Raw genomic sequence first — 3,609 nt, 5'->3', positions numbered from 1 at the left:
ACCCGAAGACCCGGACGGCACCGGCGAACCCGAAGAACCCGCAGAACCCGGGGAACCCGCAGAACCGGAAGACCCCGGCGAGCCCGCAGACCCCGGGTCCCCGCGCCGCGGGATCCCGATCTGGTCCGCCGCCTCCTGCAGCCACTCCGGCGGCGTCAGCAGGAACGACGTCGCCCCCAGATCCACGCGCTCCCCCGGCTGCGCCCCCCGCGGCGCCGCCGCCTCCTCACCCCCGTACTCCTCCTCGAAACGCCGGATCACCTCGCCCACCGGCAGCGCCGGCCACAGCGTCGTGTCGCCCGAGTCGCGCGCGATGACCATCCGCGCCCCCGAACCCTCCGGCACCTCACCACCGGCCGGGATCTCGGCCCAGGCCACGAAGCCCAGCTCGAACTCCCGCACCTTGACCTCGCGGCGCCGCTGCTGCGGCACCCCCCCGTTGATCCACGAGTCGGCGCGCTCCTGCGCCTGTGCGAAGGTGACCACTACGCCTTCACCCCTCCACCGGCACGGCGCGCGCGAAGCCGCCGTCCACCATCAGATTCGCCACGGTCTCCAACTCCGGCGGGCCCCCGACCAGCCGGTCCAGGAAGGCGTCGAAGTCCTCCCCGCAGAACAGCAGCAGCCGCTCCGCCCGCTCCGCGACCGTCCAACCGGAATCGCCCTGGTCGCGGGCGTCGTCGTACGGGCAGAACCACACGCTGCCGCGCCTGCGGCCCTTCGTCTTCAACGCCAGCACCCCGCCCTGCAGGAACGCGATGCCCAGATAGTCCTTCGTCAGATGGTCGCGCAGGCACTTGTTGACATAGACCAGATCATTGACCGCCGCCTCCTCACGCACCGTGAAGAACGGCTGGTCCACCAGCAGCCCCAGGTCCGGATCCAGCGCCGCGCCCACCGGCGCACAGCCGCCCGCCGCCTTCAGGAAGTCGCGGTACGCACCCGGCAGCCCGTAACCCAGATCCTCCTCGATGCCCACGACCTGGTCCTCGCTCACCGACGCGCCGTCACGCGGCAGCGTGAAGTGCACCGGCCGCGTCTCCTGCAGCGGGCGCGTACCGCGCTTGTCCTGGTCCACCGCCGCCGTCGCCAGCCCGCCGTGGTGCCGCAGCAGCGCCTTCACATCCGCCGGCACCAGCTCCATGCGGCGGCTGCCCGCCACGTGATGCCACGTCCAGCCGTGCGGCGTCGCCACCGGCGGCAGCGTCGACCACAGCTCGTGGCCCTGCGCGTGCAGCGCCGCGTTCGCCGACACGTAGTCCGTCAGCCGCAGCTCGTCGATACCGAAGCCCTCCGGGGGCTCCGCGATCTCCGCCGCCGCGCGCGCGTACGCGGAGAAGTCCGGGTAACCGTCGGCGTCGACCCGCACGCCCCGGGGGTGTCTGGCAGCCCGGACCGGGTCCGGGAAGTTCACGACCTGCCCGGCGTATGCCGCGTTCGGCGGTGCGACGGTCGTTCCTCGCCGACCTGACGTCATCGCGTGTGCCCCCTGCCGTTGGTCTCCGTCAAAACACAGCCTATGGGGTGCCGCGGCCGGCGGTCTTGCCCTGGTCAGAGAGCGCCCCGGCAAGCGGCGTGATCTGCTCCGCAATGACGGACTTGCCCAGCACCCGCCCGGACCGCGAGGTGTGCACACGCCGGTACGGAAGGCACCTCGGGTGTCGTGTCGTACGTATGTGGCAAGCTGGACGACGCGAGACAGCGGAGTTTCACGGGGGAGGCTCTTACCGCTATGCACGCACGCTCAGACACAGTCGATCCGCTCACCGGCGGCGATCCATACGGCGGTATGGGAAGCACGTTCGGCGGGACGGACACTCCGTACGGATACATGGAAACGGACATGGGGACGGGGACAGGCCCGGCGGCCGACCCCCGCACAGACTGGCGCGACACGGCGCCCGGCGACGGCGTACCGCGCCTGGCCAGCCGGCGGGACGGCGTCCTGCCGGCCGTCGGCGCCGCCCTCTCCGTCCGCGGCCAGACCCTCACCTGCACCGCGGGCCGCGCCGGCCAGGGCCCCCTGCTCCACCCCCTCGTCCAGGACTTCCTGGACACCCTCACCAGCGGCCGCCGCGAACGCTTCACCGGACGCTGCCCGGAAGCCGTGCTGCTCTCCCGGCACCTCGCCGCCGTCGAGGCCGGGCGCAGCAAACGCGCCGCGCGCAAACCGCTCTCCGCGGGAGAAGCGCGACGCGCACTGAAGCAGGCGAAGATCACCGCCCGGCACATCCGCGAGGACGGCGACCCGCTGCACGGGCGGTACGCACCGCCGTGCCGCTCCTGCGCCGCCCTCCTCACCCACTTCGGCGTGCGCACCATCGGTGACGCGCACGCCGAAGGCTGAGCCGTGGTCCCCACGGACCCGCGCGACCTGGCCGCGCACCACACGCGCTTCCCCGTCGACGTCGACAGCGCGCTGCGCGCGGCCGGCTGGGAGCCGGGCCGGTGGGACATAAGACAGGCGGAAAGCTGGGCAGACGCGCTACGGGCCCACGTCTCCCCCGGCGGACACGTGCACGCGGTGTTCCCCGCGGCCGTCGAGGCATGGGCGGAATTCGGCGGCCTGCGCATCGTCGGCGAAGGCCCGGGCCGCCAACTCGGCCCGGCCGACCTGCACGTCGACCCCATGCACGGACTCCACCTCACCCGCACCCTCGCGGACCTGGGCCGCGCACTCCAGACGGAGCTGTGCCCGCTCGGCGCGGAACTGGCCCCCGACGGCAGCACGGCACAGGCAGTGCTCGCCGTCGACGCGGACGGCCGCGGATACGCGCTGGACCACGCCGGGGACTGGTTCCTCGGCAGAACCGTCGACGAGGCGCTGGTGACGCTGGTGACCGGACTCGAACCGCAGCGTCTGACACCGGAGGCGGGATAGGCGGTACGGAGACGGAGACGGAGACGGGGCCCGGGTCCCGGCGTAGCGCCGAGGCGGGGCATCCGCGGGGCCGGGGGCGCTACGTCCCGCTGGGCAGCACGGCCGAGACGCGGAAACCCCCAGCCTCCGTCGCACCCGAGACGAAACCGCCGCCCAGACCCGTCACACGCTCACGCATGCCCACCAGCCCGTTGCCACCACTCGGCAGCCCGGCACTCTGCGAGGCGGCATCGGACGGGCCGTTGAGCACCAGCACGGCCACCTCGGCGACCCGGTGCGCGAGCAGCACCCGCGTCTTCGCACCGGGAGCGTGCTTGTGCACGTTGGTCAGCGCCTCCTGCACCACCCGATAGACCGTCTGCTCCACCTCCGCGGCGTACGGGCCGGCGTCGCCCTCCTCCGCGAAGTCCACGGCCATACCGGCCGCCCGGGACTCCCCGATCAGCGACTCCAGATCATCCAGATTCGGCCCCGGCCCACCACCGGCCCCGACATCACCATCGCCATCGCCCCGCGGACCACGCCCGGCACCGGCAGCCCCCTCCCCCGACGCGGTGGCCCCCGCCGGAGCCCGGCCACCCGGCGACGAGCCGCCGGAACCGGCCGCAAAGGCAGCACCGGCAGCACCGGCAGCAACACGCGCGGGAGCAGCAGACTCCGCGCGATCGCCTCCCCCGCCCCCGGCACCCGCCCCGCCAACCCCGACACCACCCGCACCGGACCCGGCG

The 3,609-nt window shown here is 73.5% G+C and carries 5 protein-coding genes; 2 read left to right on the top strand and 3 right to left on the bottom strand.

Annotated elements, in window-relative coordinates; translation table 11 throughout:
* Window positions 1-486: SUKH-4 family immunity protein (locus tag H5J30_RS22115; protein WP_508470594.1), on the bottom strand; the 486-nt coding region annotated here is incomplete at its 3' end.
* Window positions 487-493: 7 nt separating this feature from the next.
* Window positions 494-1,477: an SMI1/KNR4 family protein gene (locus H5J30_RS22110; protein WP_181789130.1), complete on the bottom strand. Its 984-nt coding sequence runs from the start codon at window positions 1,475-1,477 to the stop codon at window positions 494-496.
* Between the two features lie 366 nt (window positions 1,478-1,843).
* Here H5J30_RS22110 and H5J30_RS22105 point away from each other — a divergent pair, with 366 nt between their 5' ends.
* A complete protein-coding gene (locus H5J30_RS22105) occupies window positions 1,844-2,347 on the top strand; it encodes a YwqJ-related putative deaminase (protein WP_181789129.1) in 504 nt (167 codons plus the stop codon).
* A gap of 3 nt (window positions 2,348-2,350) precedes the next feature.
* Window positions 2,351-2,881 carry an SUKH-3 domain-containing protein gene (locus H5J30_RS22100; RefSeq protein ID WP_181789128.1) on the top strand — a complete coding sequence of 177 codons (531 nt, stop codon included), beginning with the start codon at window positions 2,351-2,353 and terminating at the stop codon, window positions 2,879-2,881.
* Between the two features lie 79 nt (window positions 2,882-2,960).
* Here H5J30_RS22100 and H5J30_RS36915 read toward each other — a convergent pair.
* On the bottom strand, window positions 2,961-3,609 hold a 649-nt coding region (locus tag H5J30_RS36915), incomplete at its 5' end, for a sensor histidine kinase (protein ID WP_374101011.1).

It is taken from the genome of Streptomyces phytophilus, from assembly GCF_013870535.1.
Taxonomy (GTDB): Bacteria; Actinomycetota; Actinomycetes; order Streptomycetales; family Streptomycetaceae; genus Streptomyces; species Streptomyces phytophilus.
The sequence above is the reverse complement of the archived record's forward strand: the minus strand, read 5'-3'. Positions and strand labels throughout refer to the sequence as shown.

Bases quoted from the DNA above. Each gene is read 5' to 3' on its own strand.
- H5J30_RS22105 (WP_181789129.1), top strand. From the start codon at position 1,844: ATGGGGACGGGGACAGGCCCGGCGGCCGACCCCCGCACAGACTGGCGC.
- H5J30_RS22110 (WP_181789130.1), bottom strand. From the start codon at position 1,477: ATGACGTCAGGTCGGCGAGGAACGACCGTCGCACCGCCGAACGCGGCA.